Source organism: Xanthobacter sediminis, assembly GCF_043195015.1.
Lineage (GTDB): Bacteria > Pseudomonadota > Alphaproteobacteria > Rhizobiales > Xanthobacteraceae > Xanthobacter.
The window spans coordinates 327338-346369 of sequence record NZ_JBAFWH010000003.1; the positions used below are offsets into that span (position 1 = coordinate 327338).

Sequence of the window (19032 nt, forward strand, 5' to 3'; positions counted from 1 at the left end):
CGCACGGCTCGCAGGGCAGCGACATGATTTGTGCGCTGCCGCAAAAGGTGTTCCGACGGGTTGGAAAAATCTACCCGTCAGGATCAGGCAAAAATTCCTCTTGCGCGATCTGGTGTGCGTGCCAATATTTGTCGTAACTGTAGTGAAAACGCATTACAGCTTGGTTCTTATGATTTTCTTATGAAAATCTGGAACTCAATACGACCAAGGCCGAAATCGGCCGAACCAGGAGGAAAGATGATGCGTTGGCAGAAGCCCCAGGTTTGCGAAGTCTGCGTCGGCATGGAAGTCACCGCCTACCTGCCGGCCGATTTCTGAAGGCTGAGGGCCGGCGCGCCGCAGCCGCCGGCTTTCGCCGAAGCCCACGCGGCGCCGGGGCGAACGCCTTGCGGCGCCGGTCGAGGACCGCAGGCGCGGTCCGGTTCGAGCGGGCCCGCTTCCGGAACCGGGGCGGGCTGCGCAGCAGGGGCGCCAGCCTTCACATGCAAGCCATCGTTCTCGGCTCCGCAGCCGGAGGCGGCGTTCCGCAATGGAACTGCCGCTGCCCGGTGTGCAGCCTCGCCTGGGCGGGCGACCTGAGGGTCGCGCCGCGCACCCAATCCTCGCTCGCGGTTTCCGGCGACGGCGTGGACTGGTTGTTGCTCAATGCATCGCCGGACCTCAGGGCGCAGATCGCCGCCACGCGCGCGCTGCATCCCCGCCACGGAGAACGCCATTCACCGGTTTCCGCCGTGGTGGTCACCAATGGCGACGTGGACCACATCGCGGGCCTGCTGACGCTGCGCGAATCCCAGCCCTTCACCCTGTTCGGCACCACCGAGACCCTGGCCATGGTGAACGCCAACCCGGTGTTCGGCGTGGTGAACACGGCCTTCGTGCCACGCCGGACGGTGGAGCTCGACGTGCCGTTCGAGCCGCTGCCGGGCCTTGCTCTTGAGATGTTCGCGGTGCCCGGCAAGGTGCCCCTGTGGCAGGAGGACGAGCGGCAGGAGAATGAGGGCCTCGTCATCGGCGCCGAGACCGGCGGCACGGTGGGCGTCAGTATCGCCTGCGGCGGGCGGCGCCTCGTCTACATTCCCGGCTGCGCGGCAATTTCCGAGGCCGTGCGCGCGCGTATCACCGGGGCGGACCTCCTCTTCTTCGACGGCACGCTCTACCGCGACGACGAGATGATCGCCGCCGGCACCGGCGTGAAGACCGGGGCGCGCATGGGCCATCTCTCCATGTCCGGGCCCGAGGGCACCATCGCGCGGCTGGCGGACGTGCCGGCGGCGCGGCGGGTGTTCATCCACATCAACAACACCAACCCGGCCCTCGTCTCCGGCTCGCCAGAGCGGCAGGCGGTGGAGGCCGCGGGCTGGGTCGTCGCCGGCGATGGCATGGAGTTCGCGCTGTGACCGTGCATCCCGACATCAACCGCGAGCCGCTGCCCGCCCCCGTCGATGCGCCATTCACCTCTGAGGGGCTGGAGGAGGCCCTGCGCGCCGTGGGCGCGCGGCGCTACCACAATCTGCACCCCTTCCATAAGCTCCTGCATTCGGGTCGGCTTAATCAGGACCAGGTGCGCGCCTGGGCGCTCAACCGCTATTGCTACCAGTCCGCCATCCCCCGCAAGGATGCGGCGCTGATGAGCCGCTGCGACGACCGCGCGCTGCGCCGGGAATGGCTGCACCGCGTCACTGACCACGACGGCTATGGCGATGATTCCGGCGGCATCGAGCGCTGGCTGGTGCTCACCGACGGGCTCGGCCTCGACCGCGACTATGTGATCTCCAGGGAAGGCGCGCTGCCGGCCACGAAATTCGCGGTGGAGGCCTATGTCCGCTTCGTGGCGGATCATTCGCTGCTGGAGGCGGTGGCCTCCTCCCTCACCGAGCTGTTCGCGCCGGGCATCCATGCCGAGCGCATCTCGGGGATGCTGGAGCATTACGACTTCATCAACGAGACCGTCGTCGCCTATTTCCGCCGCCGGCTGGACCAGGCGCCGAAGGATGCGGACTTCGCCCTCGAATATGTGAAGGCCCATGCCCGCACGGTGGAGCAGCAGCGCGCCGTCATCCGCGCGTTGACCTTCAAGACCGAAGTCTTGTGGGCCCAGCTCGACGCGCTTTACTTCGCTTACGTGGAGCCGGGCTGGCCGGCGCCCGGTGCCTGGGTTCCCGGCGTGGGCATGGCGGCGGCATGATCGCCGCCGAGACCGACGTGCCCCGCCTGCCGCGCGGCGTGAAGCTGAAGTACGACGCGGTGCGCGAGCGCCATGTGCTGCTCGCCCCCGAGCGCGCCTTCGACATCGATGCCATCGCGGCGTCCGTGCTGGCGCTGGTGGACGGGCAGCGCACCTGCGGCGAGATCGTGGATGCGCTCGCCGCCCAGTATGACGAGAAGCGGGAGGTGATCGCCGGCGACGTGCTCGCCATGATCGGCGATCTCGTCGCCCGCCGGGTGATCGAGAGATGAGCAACATCAGCCAGAGCGCGTCCCTGGACGTGATCGAGCCAAAGCCCCGCGAGACGCCGGCCGTGGGCCATCCCATCGGCCTGCTGGCGGAGCTGACCCATCGCTGCCCGCTGCGCTGCCCCTATTGCTCCAATCCGCTGGAGCTGGAGCGCCGCGACGCCGAGCTGGACACGGCCACCTGGAAGCGGGTGCTGAGCGAGGCGGCGGCCCTCGGGGTGCTGCACATCCACCTTTCCGGCGGCGAGCCCACGGCCCGCCCCGACCTCGTGGAGCTGACGCGCCATTGCGCTGAAGTGGGGCTCTACACCAATCTCATCACATCTGGCATCGGCCGTGCGACCGGCATGCTCGATGCCCTCTATGAGGCCGGGCTCGACCATGTGCAGCTCTCCGTGCAGGGCGCCACCGCCGAGACCGGAGACCGCATTGGCGGCTACAAGGGCGGGCACGAGGCGAAGCTCGCATTCGCCCGCCGGGTGGTGGAGCTGGGCCTGCCGCTGACCCTCAACGCGGTGATCCACCGCGGCAACATCCATGAGGTGGAAGCCATCATCGCGCTGGCGGTGGCGCTGAAGGCCAAGCGGCTGGAGGTGGCGCACACCCAGTATTACGGCTGGGCCTATGCCAACCGCGCGGCCCTGATGCCGGCCCGACCCGACGTGGACCGCTCCATCGCCCTGGTGGAGGCGGCGCGCCGGCGGCTCGAAGGCGTGCTCGTCATCGACATGGTGATTCCCGATTATTATGCGCGCTATCCCAAGCCCTGCACCGGCGGCTGGGGCCGCAAGACCCTGAACGTGACGCCCACCGGCCGGGTGCTGCCCTGCCACGCGGCGGAGAGCATTCCGGGCCTCGAGTTCTGGAGCGTGCGCGACCATGCGCTCGGCGACATCTGGCGGCTGAACCCGGCCTTCAACGCCTATCGCGGGACCGACTGGATGCCCGAGCCCTGCCGCGGCTGCGAGCGGCGGGAGATGGATTTCGGCGGCTGCCGCTGCCAGGCCATGGCGCTGCTGGGGGATGCCTCGGCCACCGATCCCGCCTGCTCGAAGTCGCCCTTCCACGCCCGCATGGAGGCGCTGGCGACGGCCGAGGCCACGGATGCGGCGCCCGACTACATCTATCGCACCATCGGCGGCGCGCCGGCGCCGCGGGCAGGGGAGGGGCATCTGTGAGCGGCCGGTCTTTCAGGCGCCTTTCGGGGGCGCTTCTTTTCTGCACGGTGCTCGCCCTCCCGGCGCGCGCGCAGGACTCGGCGCCGCCCACCGACGCGCCACCCTCCGCCGCCGCGCTGCTGTTCGAGACGCCACAGCTGGAGGCCGCCGCGCCCGGCCGCACGCTCGCCTATCGCTACAGCCGCAAGGTTTCCGATCCCGAGCTGGGTCCCTCCTTCGAGGACGCCATCACGCTGGAGGTGGAGCCGGCGGGGGCGGGCGCGCCGGCCGGCGCGCGCTCCCTGAAGGCGAACTTCTTCAGCGCCGAGCGCCACCGCGCCACCGGCCCGTTCGAGGATGTCACGGGCAATCCGGTGACGGTGCTGTTCCTGGAGAATCACCTCGCGGACCTCTCCGGCAAGCTCCTCGGCAACCCCCGCTACTTCAAGACCGCGATCCGCGCCGCCCTGCGCGACAAGGCCGAGGTGACGCGGCAGAACTTCACCATCGGCGGGCGCGCCTACGCGGGCTGGCGGGTGAAGGTCTCGCCCTTCGCCGGCGATCCCAATGCCAAGAGGATGCGCGGCCTCGACACCCTGACCTACGAATTCGATGTCGCGCCGGACCTGCCCGGCGAGATCGCGCGCATGACGATCACGGCCGATACCAAGGACGGCCGCCTGTGGGAGGAGGCCCTGACCTATGATCCGCAAGGCTCTTGAGGGCGCGGCCCTCGCCCTCGCGCTCACCACCCCGGCCCTCGCCCTCGACGCCAACGACTATCCCACCGCCGCGCGGGTGGATTATGTCATCGGCTGCATGGGCGCCAATGGCGAGACGCGAGAGGCGATGACCCGCTGCTCCTGCTCGGTGGACACGCTCGCCTCCATCCTGCCCTACGACCGCTATGTGCAGGCGGAGACCATCCTCTCCATGCGCCAGGGGGTGGGGCAGGCGGCCGGCGTGTTCCGGAGCGTGAAGATGTATGACGACATCATCGCCGACCTGCGCCGCGCGCAGGCGGAGGCGGAGGTGCGCTGCTTCCGATGAGGCCGCGCGCCGGCCTCGTCTTCCGCGTCGCACAACACTTCTGCGCGGTGCGGCATATGAGACGGGTTTTCAAGCCGCGATCGCCTGTGTTAGCTTGCCGCTCCAAGAACAGACGCATGGCGCACGGGGCAGTTCCCAAAGTGGAACCGGGCCGCGAAGCGCACTGCAACGACAAGCGGGCAACCGCCGCGGCGTCTTGATCGGGTCCTTTTCTCCCATCCAAGGCAGTGCCATGGCCGCTGATCGCCCCTTTGCCCTCACAGCACCCTCTCGTCCGCAGCCCCCGCGAGGGGCCGGTGCCGCCGCCGCGGCGCGCCGCCCGGCATCCCCCGCGCTGTTCGCACGGTGACATCATGACAAGTGACGACGTGTCCCGCGACGATGCGGAACGCATCGTGACGGACGTGGTCTGCGCATTCTGCGGCCTCGGCTGTGACGATCTGGAAGTGGCCGTGCGCGGGCGCAGTGTGCGCCCCGTGAAGGCCTGCGCCGAAGCCGGCCGGCTGCTGGCGCGCAAGGATGCGCCTGCGCCTGGGGCCCGCATCGGCGGGCGCGCGGCGAGCCTTGCCGAGGCGGCGGAGGCCGCGGCCGGGCACCTGAAGGCGGCCCGCGCGGCGGCCATCACCGGCCTCGGCGCCGACCTCGACGGCCTGCGTGGGCTGTTCGACATCGCCATGACCGCTGGCGCAAGCTTCGACCATGCGGCCTCGGACGGCCTGTTCGCCAATCTGGAGCGCCTGTCGCGCCGGGGCTGGATCGCCTCCACCCTCGCGGAAGTGCGCAACCATTGCGACCTGCTGGTGGTGTTCGGCGCCGACCCGGAACTCGCCTTTCATCGTTTCTTCGAGCGCGTGGTTCCGGCGGGCGGGGAGGGGCATGACGCCCCGCCTCTCTTCGTGGCGGGCCGCCGCCGCGTGGTGGTGGTGGGCGACATCCTTTCCGAGGGCGCGCGCCGCGCGCTCGCGGGCCATGACATCACCGAGATCGTGGTGTCGCCGGCGGAGGTGGCGCTGGCCGCGCGCGGGCTCGCCGCCCTCGTCGCCGGGCGCCGGCCCGCGGGCGTGCCTGCCCTTGAAGGGGTGGTGGGCGAGGCCCTCGCGGCCCTTGCCGAGGCGCTGAAGGCCGCGCGCTATTCGGTCTTCACCTGGAATGCCGCCACCCTCGGCGTGCGCGATGCGACGAGCGTGGCGGAGTCCGCCGCCACTGCGGTGGACCTGCTGAGCCCCGCCACCCGCTCCGCGGTGTTCCCCCTCGGCGGGCGCGACAACATGACCGGCGCGCACCAGATGGCCCTGTGGCGCTTCGGCTATCCGCTGCGCACGGCGGTGGGCGGCGGGCTCGCCCGCCACGTGCCGGAGCTCTACGCCACCGCCGCCGCCCTGAAGGATGCGGACCTGGTGCTCCACGCCTCGAGCTTCCGGCCCGACGCGCCGCCCGCATTCGACCGGGGGCCGGTGATCGCCCTCGCCCATCCCGACACGGTGTTCGCCCGCGAGCCGGAGGTGTTCATCCCCGTGGGCACGCCGGGCGTGGACCACGACGGCCACGCCTTCCGCATGGACGCGGTGGTGTGCCTGCCGCTTGCCGCCCTGCGCCCGGCCGAGCTGCCGAGCGTGGCGCAGGCGGCCCGCGCCATTCTCGAAAGCCTCAGGAGGGCGGCATGACCACGCGCATCACCGGCGGGCGCCTGTTCGACCCCGCCAACGGCGTCGTGGACGTCGTCCGCGATCTCGTCATTGAGGACGGGCGCATCGTCGCCGCGCAAGGCCCCGCGAAGGCCAGTGACGAGATCATCGACGCTTCCGGCTGCGTGGTGCTGGCGGGCGGCATCGACCTGCACTCCCACATCGCCGGCGGCAAGGTGAACCTCGGCCGGCTGCTGATGAACGACGACCGGGCGCGCTTCCCCGAGCCGTTCGGCGGCGTCATGTGCGGCTGCGGCGGCGGGCGGGCGGCGCCCACCACCCACGCCACCGGCTGCCGCTATTCGGAGATGGGCTACACCGCCGTGTTCGAGCCGGCCGTGGTGGGCGCCAATGCCCGCCACGCCCACCTGGAGATGGCGGACATCCCCAACCTCGACACCGGCGGCTTCCTGGTGCTGGGCAATGACGACTTCCTGCTGCGCATGATCGCGGAAGGCGAGGGCCAGCAGGCGGTGAACGACTATGTGGCTTGGATGCTCAAGGCCACCCAGTGCTGCGCCATCAAGATCGTGAACCCCGGCGGCATCAACGCCTTCAAGTTCAACGGCCGCACGCTCGATTTCGACGAGGCGGGCCCGCACTACGGCCTCACGCCCCGCCGCATTCTCACCACCCTGCAGCGGGCGGTGACCGAGCTGGGCGTGCCCCACCCCATACACCTGCACGGCTGCAATCTCGGCGTGCCCGGCAATGTGAAGACCACGCTCGCCACCATCGGGGCGACCGAGGGCTTCCCGCTGCACCTCACCCACATCCAGTTCCATTCCTACGGCACCGAGGGCGACCGGAAATTCTCCTCCGGGGCGGTGGAGATCGCGGAGGCGGTGAACGCCAACCCCCACATCTCCATCGATGTGGGGCAGGTGATGTTCGGCCAGACGGTGACCGTCTCCGGCGACCTCATGTCCCAGTATCGCAACCACGGCATCGCCGATCCCAAGAAGTGGATCGGCATGGACATCGAGCTGGACGCGGGCTGCGGCGTGGTGCCCTTCAACTATCGCGACACCTCGTTCGTGAACGCCCTGCAATGGGCCATCGGGCTGGAGCTGTTCCTGCTGGTGGAGGACCCCTGGCGGGTCTACCTGACCACCGACCACCCCAACGGCGGGCCGTTCACCTCCTATCCGCACCTCATCCGCCTGCTGATGGACAAGCCCTTCCGCGACGCCCAGCTGGAGCGGCTCCACAAGGCGGCCCGCGCCCACACGCGCCTTGCCGAGATCTCCCGCGAGTACACGCTGGAGGAGATCGCCATCATGACCCGCGCTGCTCCGGCCCGCACCCTGGGCCTGAGGGATCGCGGCCACCTCGGCCCCGGCGCGCGGGCCGACGTGGTGCTCTACCGCGAGGAGGCCGACCGCGAGGCCATGTTCTCCGCGCCGCGCCTGGTGCTGAAGGACGGCGAGATCGTGGTGCGCGACGGCGCGGTGGTGGCCCTGAAGCAGGGGCGCACCTTCGCGGTGCACCCCCCGTCCGACCCGCTCATGGACAAGCGCCTCGATCGCTGGTTCGACGAGGCAGTGGGCCTGAAATCCAAGCACTACCAGATCGCCGACCACGAAATTCGCGGCGGCGAGGGACCCGAGCTGGTGGCGACCGCGCCGGAGAGCGCCCGATGATCATCAACGGCGTCGAGATCCGCGAGAGCTTCGCGGAAGCCTTCCCCATGGCGGGCACCCGCCTCATCATCACCGCCGACACGCCCCGCTGGGCCCGCACGGCGGCGGCGAGCATGACCGGCTTCGCCACCTCCGTCATCGGCTGCGGCTGCGAGGCCGCCATCGAGCGCGAGCTGCCGGCCAGCGAGACCCCCGACGGGCGGCCGGGGGTGAGCGTGCTCATCTTCGCCATGTCCCTGAAGGACTTGAAGAAGGTGGTGCCGCTCCGGGTCGGCCAATGCGTGCTCACCTCGCCCACCTCCGCCTGCTACGCGGGGCTGAAGGGCGGGCCGGCCATCCCCCTCGGCCGGGCGCTGCGCTATTTCGCGGACGGCCACCAGATCGCGAAGAAGATCGGAGAGGACCGCATCTGGCGCATTCCGGTGATGGAGGGTGAGTTCGTCTGCGACGAGATCACCGGCTCCGTGACCTCGGCGGTGGGTGGCGGCAACTTCCTCATCCTCGCGCGCAGCCGCGCGGCGGCGCTGGCTGCGGCCGAGGCGGCGGTGGACGCCATGGGCAAGGTGGAGGGCGCGGTGCTGCCCTTCCCCGGCGGGGTGGTGCGCTCGGGCTCCAAGGTGGGCTCGAAATACGCCGGCCTCATCGCCTCCACCAACGATGCCTATTGCCCCACCCTGCGCGGGGTGGTGCCCTCTGCATTGCCGGCGGAGGCGGGCAGCGTAATGGAGATCGTCATCGACGGCCTCGGCGAGGCGGAGGTGGCGCGGAGCACGCGGGCGGGCATCGCCGCCGTGTGCGAGCTGGGCGCGGATGCCGGCATCATCGCCATCGACGCCGGCAATTACGGCGGCAACCTCGGCCCCTTCCACTTCAAGCTCCGCGAGCTGATGGCGGACGCGGGAGATTTCGCGGCGGGAGGCAGGGCATGACCGGCTATCGACTCAAGCTCTCGGCCCCGCTCGAGGCGCGGCTCGATTTCACCGGCGTCACCCCCGCCGCCCTTGCGGGTCTGGACGCTGCGGCAGTCGCGCGTCGGGATGTCCTGTTCGGCAACCGGCGCGTGGCGCTCGGCGAACTGTTCGAGGTGAGCGAAGTGGCCTCGGAGGCGCTGGTGGTGAGCGGCGATCCGCGCCTTGATTTCGTGGGCGCGGACCTCACCGAAGGCGAGATCCTGGTGGAGGGGCCCGTGGGCGCCCTGGCCGGCGCGCGCATGGCCGGCGGCCGGCTGGTGGTGCGCGGAGACGCGGGCGAAAGTCTCGCGGCCGGGCTGATCGCCGGGCGCATCGAGGTTTCCGGCGCCGCCGGACCGCGCCTCGGCTGCGCGCTGCCGGGCGAGCGGCTGGGCATGCGCGGCGGGCTGGTGCATGTGGCTGGAAACGCCGGGCCCGGTTTGGGCGAGCGGCTGCGCGGCGGGCTGGTGCTGGTGGGCGGTGATGCCGGCGCCGGTGCCGCGCTCGATCTCGTGGCCGGCACCATCGCGGTGGCCGGGCGCGCGGGGCCGGATGCCGGGCGCGGCATGCGGCGCGGCACCTTGCTGCTGGCCTCGACGCCCGAGGAGCTGGCGCCCGGCTTCGTGGACACCGGCAGCCACGACCTCGTGGCGCTGCTGCTGCTGGCGCGGCGGGTGCCGGAGCTGGCGGCCCTGTTCGGCGGCGGCCTTTCCGGCCGCGCGCGGCGCCTCGCCGGCAACCGCCTGGCAGGCGGGGAGGGAGAGATTCTGCTGCTGCAGTGAGGCGGCGGCCGGCGGGACTGAAGGCCGGTGAGCCCGGCTCACGGGGCCTTCGCCTGGTGCGTTTTCACGTGAGGCGGTTGCCGCCTCGCGGTGTCTGAGTGATGCCCATTCGGAACCGGTGGAAGACCGGAGGGCGATGGTGTGAAATGCGAGCCGGCGGCAAAGCCGGCCCAATGGAGGATGCCCGATGAAAGTTCTGCTTGCCACGACCCTCGCGCTGGCCCTGTCGGCCGGCGCCGCCTTCGCCGAGGGCGATGCGGTCACCGGTGATCCGGCCAAGGGCGAGATCGTCTTCAAGAAGTGCATGGCGTGCCACGCCATCGGCACGGGCGCCAAGACCAAGGTCGGCCCGCCGCTGAACGGCATCGTGGGCGCCAAGTGGGCCCATTTCGAGGGCTATCCCTATTCCGACGACATCAAGAACGGTGCGGCCGCCGGGAAGGTGTGGGACCTCGCCACCCTCGACAATTACATCACCAATCCGAAGGTCCTGGCGCCCAAGGGCAAGATGGCCTTCGCCGGGTTGAAGAACGACGAGGAGCGCGCGAACCTGATCGCGTTCCTCTCTCAGTTCGATGCCGAGGGGAACAAGAAGTAGGGGCCTGAGGCCCGCCGCGCGGTCGCGGACCGTGTCTTCTTCGTGACGCCTGCCGCGCCAAGGGCCTCCGAGCTTTGCTCATGGCCCTTGGCGAAGCGCGCGGGGTTAGGGCGAAGCCCGCTCGGCGGCGGCAATGGGCCGGGCCGTTGGCCTGAATGAGCCCGCCGGCGCCAGCGTCATGCCAAAGGCGCTTGAGCCTTTCTCAGGGGCGGGTCTCACGAGCCGGTCTCTTGAGCCCGTCTCCTGGGGCTTCGACTAAGCCCGCCCGGCATTTGAGCGACACGCGCTTGGCCCCGGTCATGACCGGGGCCGCGGGCATGCGGCGCCGTTGGCGCGTGATGCAGGGCGGAGCGGAGTGCGGCGCAGTCATCGCGGCGGGCGTCATCGTTGGCCGCCCCACCCTGTCGGCGGGACCAAGGCATTGTTTCACATGAAACAATGCCGGCCGTTCATTCTCCGTTAAGCAGCTTCAGCCAGCGCTCCGCCTGGGCGCGCACGCGCTCGGGGGCGGTGCCGCCGTAGCTGGTGCGGCTGTTCACCGAACGCTCCACCGACAGCACGGAATAGACGTCGTCGGTGATGCGGGCATCCACCGCCTTCATCTCCGCGAACGGGACCTCCTCCAGCGCGATGCCCTTGTCTGCGGCGAGGCCGACGATGCGCCCGGTGATGTGGTGCGCTTCGCGGAAGGGGATGTTGAGCGCGCGCACCAGCCAGTCGGCGAGATCGGTGGCGGTGGAATAGCCCTGGCCGGCTGCGGCCTTCATGCGCTCGGTATCGGGCGTGAGGTCGCGCACCATGCCGGCGGTGGCGGCGATCACCAGGGAGAGGGCGGAGAGGGCGTCGAAGGCGCCTTCCTTGTCCTCCTGCATGTCCTTGGCATAGGCGAGCGGCAGGCCCTTCATCACCACCAAGATGCCGGTGAGCGCGCCAATGATGCGCCCGGCCTTGGCGCGCACCAGCTCGGCGGCGTCGGGGTTGCGCTTCTGCGGCATAATGGAGGAGCCGGTGGTGAAGGCGTCGGAGAGCTTCACCAAAGCGAAGGACGGCGAGGTCCAGATCACCACTTCCTCGGCGAAGCGCGAGAGGTGCACCGCGCAGATGGAGGCTGCCGAGAGGGTCTCCATCACGAAGTCGCGGTCGGAGACGGCATCGAGCGAATTGGCGGTGGGCCGCGCGAAGCCGAGGGCGGAGGCGGTGGCCTCCCGGTCGATGGGGAAGGAGGTGCCGGCCAGGGCCGCCGAGCCCAGCGGGCATTCGTTCAGCCGGGCGCGGGCGTCCTTCAGGCGCGAGCGGTCGCGGGCCGTCATCTCCACATAGGCCATCAGGTGGTGGCCGAAGGTGACGGGCTGGGCGGTCTGCAGGTGGGTGAAGCCGGGCATCACGGTCGCGGCATGGGCGAGGGCCTTCTCGGCCAGCGCCTTCTGCAGGTCGGCAAGCTGGGCGTCGAGGGCGTCGATGGTGTCGCGCACGTAGAGGCGGAAGTCGGTGGCCACCTGGTCGTTGCGCGAGCGGGCGGTATGGAGCCGCCCGGCGGAGGCGCCGATGAGCTCGGCGAGGCGCTGCTCCACGTTCATGTGGATGTCCTCGAGCTCGCGGCGGAAGGTGAAATCGCCCGCCTCGATCTCTGACAGGATCGTGTCTAGACCGTCCCGGATCTTCTGCGCATCCTCGGCCGCGACGATGCCCTGGGCGGCGAGCATGGCCGCATGGGCCTTGGAGCCGGCGATGTCCTGCGCGTAAAGACGCTGATCGAAGCCGATGGAGGCGTTGATCTCCTCCATGATGGCGTCGGGGGCGGAGGTGAACCGCCCGCCCCACATCTTGTTGCTCATGACGGACCTCCGGTGATGACCAATTCCGAACAGGCGCGCCCGAAGACCGATCCCGAACGCCGCGGGGCGGGGGAGGGCCGGGAGGACGGCGACAGCCGCGCGACCCTGAACCCCCTCATCGCCCAGATCGCCCTGGGCGTCGTGATCGGGGCCACGGTCGGCGCGCTCGCCCTATACGGGATGAACCACCTTTCCGGCAATGTTTCGCCGCGTGAAACCGCACCGGCCCACCAGCTCGCCGCCGGGCCTTCCGATCCCGCGCCCGCCTCGGCGCTGGCCGCCGCCGATGGCGCCTGCGCGGCGTCCGCCGGCCGGGCCCGCGCGCTGGAGCCCTTCGCGAAGGGGGATCTCGCGGCGCTGAAGCTCACCGTTCCGCCCAGGCCCCTCCCGGATGTCTCCTTCCTCGACGCGGAGGGCAGGCCCATCACCCTGGCGGATCTCAAGGGGCGGGTGCTGCTGGTGAACCTGTGGGCCACATGGTGCGTGCCCTGCCGCAAGGAGATGCCGGAACTCGACCATCTGGAGGCTGCGCTCGGCGGGCCGGACTTCCACGTGGTGGCCATCAATCTCGACACCCGTGACCCCGAGAAGCCGCGTGCCTTCCTGCGCGATACCGGCGTGACGCACCTGGCCCCCTTCACCGACCCGAAGGGGCAGAGCTTCCAGGCGCTGAGGTCGGTGGGGCGCGGCTTCGGCCTGCCCACCACGCTGCTGGTGGACCGGGACGGCTGCGAGCTCGGCTTCCTGGCTGGGCCGGCGGCCTGGGGCGGGGCCGATGCCCAGGCCCTGGTGAAAGCCGCCATCGGCGCCGATCGCGCCGGCCGCGACTGACAGGGCAGCCCTGCGCGGAACGCGGAACTTTCATGCCGGTCTTTTGAACGGCGGCGCCTAGCGCCCGGCCGTGCACGGAGCGCCCCCGCGCGCTCTCCGGGGACCCTGCGTAAACCATTGGTCAGGCTTAATATTACCTTAGGGAATTTGCCGCCTTCCGCTTAAGCCTTCGACAGCCCTGCGCATGCCACCCTGGGGCACCGTCACCTTTGGCGGTAATCTGGTATAGGGTAAAATTAGGCATAGATTCAGGCTTGGCTTGCGTCGCACGTCTTTTGGCGACACACACAAAGGTGGGTATCTGGGCTCTTGACACTCTCCCGTCATGTCCGGCTGCCTCGAATCAGCGCTGGCGGGTCCCTTGAGAATTCTGTCCATATTCGGCACGCGTCCGGAAGCGATCAAAATGGCCCCGCTGGTGCAGGCCCTGGCGGAGGAGCGCGGGCTGACGTCGCTCGTCTGCGTCACCGGCCAGCACCGCGAGATGCTGGACCAGGTGCTGCGCCTGTTCGACATCCGCCCCGATTTCGATCTCAAGCTGATGGCGCAGAACCAGGGGCTGAACGCCCTGGCGGCTGCCGCGCTCGCCGCGCTCGATCCGGTGCTTGCGGAGGTGAAGCCCGACCGGGTGCTGGTGCACGGCGACACCACCACCGCCATGGCCGCCGCCCTCGCCGCCTTCCACCGCCGCATTCCGGTGGGCCACGTGGAGGCGGGGCTGCGCACCTACCACCTCGACCAGCCCTTCCCCGAGGAGATGAACCGCCGGGTGGTGGACGTGGCGAGCGACCTTCTGTTCGCCCCCACCGCCCGCTCCCGCGCGAACCTGGAGAACGAGCGGCTCGAAGGCGAGGTCATCGTCACCGGCAACACGGTGATCGACGCCCTCCAGGCCACCCAGGCGCGCATCGCCGCCGATCCCGCCCTCGCCGCCGAACTGGACCAGCCGTTCGCGGGGCTCGACCCGGACAAGCCCATTGTCCTCGTCACCGGCCATCGCCGGGAGAATTTCGGCGAGGGCTTCCTGAACATCTGCCGGGCGCTCGCGGACCTGTCTGCGCGCGGAGACGTGGAGATCGTCTACCCCGTGCACCTCAATCCCAACGTGCGCGGCCCGGTGCACGAGGCCCTTTCCGGCCGCCCCAACGTGCATCTGGTGGCGCCGCTCGACTACCTGCCCTTCCAGCGGCTGATGCAGCGCGCCCACCTGGTGCTGACCGATTCCGGCGGCGTGCAGGAGGAGGCGCCCGCGCTCGGCAAGCCGGTGCTGGTGATGCGCGACGTCACCGAGCGGCCCGAGGCGGTGGATGCGGGCACGGTGCAACTGGTCGGCACCCGCCGCGAGACCATCGTTTCCGCGGTGAGCGCCCTGCTCGACGACGCCGGCGCCTACGCGCGCTTCGCCAACCGCGTCAACCCCTACGGCGACGGCAGGGCCTGCCGCCGCATCGTGGATCGCATCTGCGGACGCTCCGTGTCGGAGTTCGATCCGCAGGTCGCCTCATCGCCGCAACGCGCACCTTCGGGCGTCGCGCTCGCATCAACCGCCATCGTGAGAGATTGACATGACACCTCATCCCGCACGTCGCGCGGCTTGCGCAATCCCGGCCGGCCTGGTCGCATTGACCTTGTTCGCAGCATCGGCCCTTGCTCAATCCGCAGATCCCATCGCCTCGGCCCTCCAGGAGCGCATCCAGGACCGCCTCATCACCCGCGAGGTGACGCTGACGGAGCTCGGCGTCGACGCGCCGGTGGTGTTCCAGGGCATGGACGCGCGGCGCGATCTCTACATCCCGGTGCCGGCGGGCGTGCCGCTCTCCAATCCGCGTTTCATGGTCAATGCGGACTACCTGCGTGGCGACGGGGGTCGTACCACCATGGTGGTCGCGGTCGACGGCAATCCGCTGTTCTCCCGCCAGCTCGAGGGCGACAAGGGCACGGTGAACACCACCATCGACGTGCCCGGCACGCCGCGGCCCACCGGCTTCATGCGCTTCGGCGTCGCCTGGGCTTCCGTCGTCAGCTCGGACCTGTGCGCGGACGAGCGGGCCATCGGCAACGTGCTGAAGCTGATGCCCACGAGCCGCTTCATCTATTCCTACGACGCGAGCCACGTGCGCGACCTTTCCACCGCCTGGAGCGCCATGCCCGGCACCGGCTCGGTGCTGGTGGCGGGCGGCACCCTCGCCAAGGAGAGCTTCGACACCGCCTGGCGCCTCGGCCTTGCGGTCGAGACCGCGGGCAAGCGCATCGCGGTGAAGACCCTGCCCACCGTGGGTGACGAGGTGGACGTGTCCGGCCTCGACGTGCCCGACGCGCTGCGCGTGGTCGCGCCCTTCTCCAATTTCGTGGGCGCCAACACCTACCGCATCCGCGACCTCGCGGAAGTGGGCGCGCTGCTGCTGCTGCCGTCCTCTCCTATTGGCGCCGACATCGTGGTGGCCGACCCGACCCTGCTCAGCCAGGTGCGCGGCGCCCTGGAGGCGCTCTCGGCCCGGCTCGGCGGGCCCAACATGGCCCTCTTCAACGACTGGCGCAGCAAGGCGGCGAGCCTCGGCGGCGCGGTGGTGGCCAATGACGAGCTGAGCCTGCAGACCCTCGCCGGGCGCCCGGTGATCGCGGTCGGGCCCGGCGCCGGCTCCAAGGCCGCGCAGCTGTTCGACAGCTTCTGGCGCGGCTCCATCTCGGCCGGCAACGTGACCGTGCGCTCGGTGGACACCCAGCCGGCGGTGCGCAACACGATCCCGCTCTCCACCTTCGGCAACGCGGCCGGCAACCTCGACGTGCTCTCGCGCGGCGACTGGACGGTGAACTTCGACCTCGCCTCCGCCACCGCCGGCGCCTCCCTGCCGAGCCGCCTGAACCTCGACGTGGCGGCCGCTCCCGGCGCCTCCACCACCGAGCCGGTGGTCGCGGTGTTCCTCAACGACGTGCTGCTCGCCGCCAAGCGCCTCGACGCCGACGGCCGGCCCGAGCATATCTCCACCGCCATTCCGGTCTATGCGCTCGGCGCCCGCAACCAGCTCCGCGTGACCTTCCAGCGCCAGCCGGTCTCCGACCGCTGCCGCGAGACGCCCCAGGCGTTCCCGGTCCAGGTGCTGCCCTCGTCCTCCATCGAGCTCGGCGGCTCGGTCTCCGGCGCGGACTTCCTGGGCGTGATCTCGTCCATGTCCGGCGGCGGCCGCGTGGTGGTGCCCGACAGCTACCTCTCCTCGGCCCGCTCCAGCGTGGTGCGCGTGGTGCGCGCGGCGGCCGCGGCCGGCGTCCCGGCCGGGACCAGTTCCACCTTCGAGGTGAACCCCACCGGCGTGCCGTTCCATGTCAACGGCTCCTTCCTCGCCCTCGACGTGCCCGCCCAGGGCGCCGACCTGAAGGCGAAGGTGGAAGGTGACCGCGTCATCGTCGGCGGCAACGAGAACGCCCGCATCCTGGACATCACCGGCCTCAAGAACGTGGCTCTGGTGCAGGCGGTGCGTGCTGACGGCAGCCGCGGCATCCTGTGGCAGTCCATCGGCCCGGCGCCCATGACGCCCCAGAAGCCGGTGCGCCTCTCCCGCGGCGACGTGGCCATCGTCGGCGTGGACGGCACCCTGATCGAGCTGTCCGCCTCCGGCGCCGAGCCCGGTGCCGTGCGCGTGACGGAGACCGAGGGCCCGGTGGCGACCCTGCAGCGCCTGTGGCAGAATTCGGCCGAATGGGGCCTGCCGCTGGGCGTGGGCGCCGCCGCCCTGTTCTTCCTGCTGCTGATGCGCGCGTCCTACGTGCGTCGCCGGGGCAACTGAGGCATCGGGGGATCGCCACCATGTCTCTGTACTGGCCCTACCTGCTCGCCGACTTCATCGTCGTGGTCGAATATGCGTCGGCGGTGGTGGCGGTCCTGATCCTCCTGTCCTCGCTCGATGACCTGTTCATCGACGCGTGGTACTGGACGCGGCGGGTGTACCGGCGGTTCGCCATCGAGCCGTTCATCCGTCCGCTGTCGGCCCAGGCCCTGTATCAGAAGGACGAGCAGCCGCTCGCTATCATGATCCCGGCCTGGCAGGAATCGGACGTGATCGCCGCCATGATCGAGAACATGGTGCGAACCCTCGATTACCGCCGCTATATGGTGTTCGTCGGAACGTACCCCAACGATCCGGCGACCATCTCCGAGGTGGAGCGCATGCGCCGGCGCTACAAGCAGCTGGTGCGCGTTGAGCTGCGCCATCCCGGCCCCACCAACAAGGCGGACTGCCTCAACGCGGTGGTCCGCGCCATCTTCCAGCACGAGCAGATGAGCGGCACCGAGTTCGCCGGCCTCATCCTGCACGACAGCGAGGACGTGCTGCATCCCCTGGAGCTGCGCTTCTTCAATTATCTCCTGCCGCGCAAGGACATGATCCAGGTGCCGGTGGTGTCGCTTGAGCGCCACTGGTCGGAGCTGGTTGCCGGCATCTACATGGACGAGTTCGCCGAATGGCACGCCAAGGACCTCGTGGTCCGCGAGAGCGTGGCGGGCGAGGTGCCGTCCGCGGGCGTGGGCACCTGCTTCTCCCGGCGGGCGGTGATGCATCTGCGGACCCACGACCAGGGCGAGGTGTTCAACACCGCGAGCCTCACCGAGGATTACGACATCAGCGCGCGCCTGAAGGACGCGCACATGCAGGCCATCATCGCCCGCTTCCCGGTGGAATTCCGCGTGAAGCGCGAGACCTTCTTCGGCTTCGGTCCGGACAAGGAGATCCAGCTCTCCATGCCCTTGTGCGTGCGAGAGTTCTTCCCCGACACCTTCCGCACCTCCTACCGTCAGAAGGCGCGCTGGGCGCTGGGCATCGCCTTCCAGGGCTGGCAGCACATGGGCTGGCAGGGCAGCCTTGCCTCCAAATACTTCCTGATGCGTGACCGCAAGGGCGTGGTCACCTCCATCGTCACCGTCATCGCCTATGTGCTGGCGGTGATGTTCCTGCTCATCTATTTCGGCGGCGAGATCGGCTTCATCCCGGAGCGCTATCCCTCCATCTTCGCGACGGACGGCTGGCTGCTCATGGTGCTGGCGGCCAACGCGACGGCGTTCGCGCTGCGCTTGATCCAGCGCTTCTACTTCGTCTCGGCCATCTACGGCTGGGAGCAGGGGCTGATGTCCGTGCCCCGCGTGGTGATGGGCAATTTCGTGAACTTCGCGGCCACCCTTCGGGCCTGGAAGCTGTTCCTCGGGCACATCTTCCTCGGTCGGCGCATCGTCTGGGACAAGACCATGCACGACTTCCCGGAGAACGACCCCTTCGCCCACCGGCGCCAGCGGCTCGGCGAGCTGCTGGTGACATGGCAGGCGGTGCTGCCGGAGCACCTGGAGGAAGCGTTGGCGATCCAGCGCGGGCAGCAGCAGCCGCTGGGCCGCATCCTCATCTCCAAGGGCTGGCTCGACGACGAGACGCTGGCCGAGGCCATCGCCTACCAGGGCAACATGCCGCGCACCCATGTCACCGCCGAGATGGTCAAGGAGTTCCACGACCTTCTGCCGATGGACCTCATGGTGCGCCATCGGGTGATCCCCGTCGGGCGCGACGAGACCGGCACCCTGGTGGTGGCGGTGTCCTCGCCGTTGACCGACAAGGCCCTCGAGGAGCTGCGCGTCGCGGTCGGCGACCTGCCGGAGCAGCGTGTCGCCCGCGAGAGCGAGATCAACGACGGCCTGCGCCTCGTGCGCGGCACCGGCCACGCGTTCGAGGGGGTGCAATCCCCCCCGCTGCTGGGCGACCTGCTGCTGGAGAAGGGCTTCATGCAGCGCGAGGCGTTCGAGTCCGCCATGGAGCACTATCGTCCCGATGTGGACGGCCGCATCGGCGAGTATCTCGTGCGCTGCGGGGTGGTGACGCCGGACGCGCTCGCTGAGGCCATGAAGGAGCAGCAGAACCGCCTGATGCTCATGCCGGCCTGATGCCGGGGAGAGACGGACCGGCCGGCGGCCAAGGCTGCCGGCTTTCGCCCCGCGTCTTGGGGGGCGCGGGGCCCGCCATGGTGCAAGCCAAAGGCCTGCGGGTCCTTTCTCATGAACCTACGTTCAAGCC

General features: G+C 69.9%; 17 protein-coding genes. 16 read left to right on the forward strand and 1 reads right to left on the reverse strand.

Features of this window, described 5'->3' with window-relative positions; genetic code table 11:
- The first annotated feature begins 60 nt into the window (after nt 1-60).
- The 12 genes from pqqA to V5F61_RS05625 all read left to right on the forward strand — a co-directional run bounded on the left by pqqA (nt 61) and on the right by V5F61_RS05625 (nt 10319).
- A complete protein-coding gene (gene pqqA / locus V5F61_RS05570) occupies nt 61-318 on the forward strand; it encodes a pyrroloquinoline quinone precursor peptide PqqA (RefSeq protein ID WP_393987539.1) in 258 nt (85 codons plus the stop codon).
- A 164-nt stretch (nt 319-482) separates the two neighbouring features.
- Nucleotides 483-1397: a pyrroloquinoline quinone biosynthesis protein PqqB gene (pqqB, locus tag V5F61_RS05575; RefSeq protein WP_393987538.1), complete on the forward strand. Its 915-nt coding sequence runs from the start codon at nt 483-485 to the stop codon at nt 1395-1397.
- A 29-nt stretch (nt 1398-1426) separates the two neighbouring features.
- Nucleotides 1427-2185, forward strand: a complete 759-nt coding sequence (gene pqqC, locus V5F61_RS05580; RefSeq protein ID WP_393987722.1) for a pyrroloquinoline-quinone synthase PqqC — start codon at nt 1427-1429, stop codon at nt 2183-2185.
- Nucleotides 2182-2457 carry a pyrroloquinoline quinone biosynthesis peptide chaperone PqqD gene (gene pqqD / locus V5F61_RS05585; RefSeq protein ID WP_393987537.1) on the forward strand — a complete coding sequence of 92 codons (276 nt, stop codon included), beginning with the start codon at nt 2182-2184 and terminating at the stop codon, nt 2455-2457. Before pqqC ends, pqqD begins: the two co-directional genes overlap by 4 nt.
- A 23-nt stretch (nt 2458-2480) precedes the next feature.
- The gene (gene pqqE, locus V5F61_RS05590) at nt 2481-3632 is read left to right on the forward strand and encodes a pyrroloquinoline quinone biosynthesis protein PqqE (protein ID WP_393987721.1); all 1152 of its coding nucleotides are present in this window, start codon (nt 2481-2483) and stop codon (nt 3630-3632) included.
- Nucleotides 3629-4333: a hypothetical protein gene (locus V5F61_RS05595; protein WP_393987536.1), complete on the forward strand. Its 705-nt coding sequence runs from the start codon at nt 3629-3631 to the stop codon at nt 4331-4333. The genes pqqE and V5F61_RS05595 overlap by 4 nt, the downstream gene beginning before the upstream one ends.
- The gene (locus V5F61_RS05600) at nt 4314-4661 is read left to right on the forward strand and encodes a hypothetical protein (RefSeq protein WP_393987535.1); all 348 of its coding nucleotides are present in this window, start codon (nt 4314-4316) and stop codon (nt 4659-4661) included. Before V5F61_RS05595 ends, V5F61_RS05600 begins: the two co-directional genes overlap by 20 nt.
- A gap of 353 nt (nt 4662-5014) precedes the next feature.
- A complete protein-coding gene (locus tag V5F61_RS05605; RefSeq protein ID WP_393987534.1) occupies nt 5015-6325 on the forward strand; it encodes a formylmethanofuran dehydrogenase in 1311 nt (436 codons plus the stop codon).
- The gene (locus tag V5F61_RS05610; protein WP_393987533.1) at nt 6322-7989 is read left to right on the forward strand and encodes a formylmethanofuran dehydrogenase subunit A; all 1668 of its coding nucleotides are present in this window, start codon (nt 6322-6324) and stop codon (nt 7987-7989) included. The genes V5F61_RS05605 and V5F61_RS05610 overlap by 4 nt, the downstream gene beginning before the upstream one ends.
- Entirely contained in the window at nt 7986-8918 is a 933-nt protein-coding gene (fhcD, locus tag V5F61_RS05615; RefSeq protein ID WP_393987532.1) for a formylmethanofuran--tetrahydromethanopterin N-formyltransferase, read from the forward strand. Before V5F61_RS05610 ends, fhcD begins: the two co-directional genes overlap by 4 nt.
- Nucleotides 8915-9721, forward strand: coding sequence for a formylmethanofuran dehydrogenase subunit C (locus V5F61_RS05620; protein ID WP_393987531.1), 807 nt, complete (start codon nt 8915-8917; stop codon nt 9719-9721). The genes fhcD and V5F61_RS05620 overlap by 4 nt, the downstream gene beginning before the upstream one ends.
- A 187-nt stretch (nt 9722-9908) precedes the next feature.
- On the forward strand, nt 9909-10319 hold the full coding sequence (locus tag V5F61_RS05625; RefSeq protein ID WP_393987530.1) for a c-type cytochrome: 411 nt from the start codon (nt 9909-9911) through the stop codon (nt 10317-10319).
- 449 nt (nt 10320-10768) lie between these two features.
- On the opposite strand, the gene argH is transcribed toward V5F61_RS05625, so the two are convergent.
- Nucleotides 10769-12154, reverse strand: coding sequence for an argininosuccinate lyase (argH, locus tag V5F61_RS05630; protein ID WP_393987529.1), 1386 nt, complete (start codon nt 12152-12154; stop codon nt 10769-10771).
- A 15-nt stretch (nt 12155-12169) separates the two neighbouring features.
- On the opposite strand from argH, the gene tlpA reads away from it, so the two are divergent.
- The 4 genes from tlpA (at nt 12170) to V5F61_RS05650 (ending at nt 18902) form a co-directional block, all read left to right on the forward strand.
- A complete protein-coding gene (gene tlpA / locus V5F61_RS05635; RefSeq protein WP_393987528.1) occupies nt 12170-12985 on the forward strand; it encodes a thiol:disulfide interchange protein TlpA in 816 nt (271 codons plus the stop codon).
- Between the two features lie 406 nt (nt 12986-13391).
- Entirely contained in the window at nt 13392-14549 is a 1158-nt protein-coding gene (wecB, locus tag V5F61_RS05640; protein ID WP_393987527.1) for a non-hydrolyzing UDP-N-acetylglucosamine 2-epimerase, read from the forward strand.
- Nucleotides 14550-14613: 64 nt separating this feature from the next.
- Nucleotides 14614-16767: a uroporphyrinogen decarboxylase/cobalamine-independent methonine synthase family protein gene (locus tag V5F61_RS05645; protein WP_393987526.1), complete on the forward strand. Its 2154-nt coding sequence runs from the start codon at nt 14614-14616 to the stop codon at nt 16765-16767.
- A 20-nt stretch (nt 16768-16787) separates the two neighbouring features.
- On the forward strand, nt 16788-18902 hold the full coding sequence (locus tag V5F61_RS05650) for a glycosyl transferase family protein (protein WP_393987525.1): 2115 nt from the start codon (nt 16788-16790) through the stop codon (nt 18900-18902).
- The last annotated feature ends 130 nt before the right edge of the window (nt 18903-19032 follow it).

Bases quoted from the DNA above. Each gene is read 5' to 3' on its own strand.
- V5F61_RS05620 (WP_393987531.1), top strand. From the start codon at position 8,915: ATGACCGGCTATCGACTCAAGCTCTCGGCCCCGCTCGAGGCGCGGCTC.
- V5F61_RS05650 (WP_393987525.1), top strand. From the start codon at position 16,788: ATGTCTCTGTACTGGCCCTACCTGCTCGCCGACTTCATCGTCGTGGTC.
- wecB (WP_393987527.1), top strand. From the start codon at position 13,392: ATGGCCCCGCTGGTGCAGGCCCTGGCGGAGGAGCGCGGGCTGACGTCG.
- fhcD (WP_393987532.1), top strand. From the start codon at position 7,986: ATGATCATCAACGGCGTCGAGATCCGCGAGAGCTTCGCGGAAGCCTTC.
- pqqD (WP_393987537.1), top strand. From the start codon at position 2,182: ATGATCGCCGCCGAGACCGACGTGCCCCGCCTGCCGCGCGGCGTGAAG.
- V5F61_RS05600 (WP_393987535.1), top strand. From the start codon at position 4,314: ATGATCCGCAAGGCTCTTGAGGGCGCGGCCCTCGCCCTCGCGCTCACC.
- pqqB (WP_393987538.1), top strand. From the start codon at position 483: ATGCAAGCCATCGTTCTCGGCTCCGCAGCCGGAGGCGGCGTTCCGCAA.
- argH (WP_393987529.1), bottom strand. From the start codon at position 12,154: ATGAGCAACAAGATGTGGGGCGGGCGGTTCACCTCCGCCCCCGACGCC.
- V5F61_RS05610 (WP_393987533.1), top strand. From the start codon at position 6,322: ATGACCACGCGCATCACCGGCGGGCGCCTGTTCGACCCCGCCAACGGC.
- V5F61_RS05625 (WP_393987530.1), top strand. From the start codon at position 9,909: ATGAAAGTTCTGCTTGCCACGACCCTCGCGCTGGCCCTGTCGGCCGGC.
- tlpA (WP_393987528.1), top strand. From the start codon at position 12,170: ATGACCAATTCCGAACAGGCGCGCCCGAAGACCGATCCCGAACGCCGC.
- V5F61_RS05605 (WP_393987534.1), top strand. From the start codon at position 5,015: ATGACAAGTGACGACGTGTCCCGCGACGATGCGGAACGCATCGTGACG.